The sequence below is a fragment of the Capnocytophaga sp. oral taxon 332 str. F0381 genome (assembly GCF_000318275.2).
GTDB classification, from domain to species: Bacteria; Bacteroidota; Bacteroidia; order Flavobacteriales; family Flavobacteriaceae; genus Capnocytophaga; species Capnocytophaga bilenii.
This window is the reverse complement of sequence record NZ_KB291272.1, coordinates 1-503: the sequence shown is the minus strand read 5'-3', so window position 1 is coordinate 503 and position 503 is coordinate 1. Positions and strand designations below refer to the sequence as shown.

Here is a 503-nt window from a genome sequence, read left to right as displayed (position 1 = left end):
TGTGATTTTGACAGTTTTATTAAAAATGAATTTCCCGCAAAAGAAAAAAATTTTATGGAGGGGAAACTAAATTTAAAAAACATCAATATAGGTTTTATTTTCTTTAAACCTATTCGTTATTTAGGTTTTATAGATTCAAAGATTAAAAGAAGAATAGATGTTAAATTTTTTAAAATATCTAAATCAGAAATAAATGATAGTATTTACTTAGCAAAAGGTAAAACTATAGTAGGAAAGAATACAAGACTTTTTGAAGGAAAAATTCAAATAAGACAAATTTATTTTTTTAAGTATATTTCTACTGGGGAAGAAGGAGAGATGGATGGAATAGTAAAGTCACAAGGAATTATCATTGCAGATTATCATTTTAGAGAAGATAAGAAATTATCAGCTACTGGTGTTTTTGAAGGAAAGGTTTTATTAAGATGGTATGTTAATAATAAAGGTGTTTTTTCCTATGATACAATTAATAATTTCTCCGATGATTACAATAACAATCAATT

1 pseudogene is annotated in these 503 nt (G+C 24.5%); it reads left to right on the top strand.

From position 1 onward, the window contains the following. Positions 1-503, top strand: a pseudogene (locus HMPREF9075_RS02825) (hypothetical protein); the annotation flags it as partial.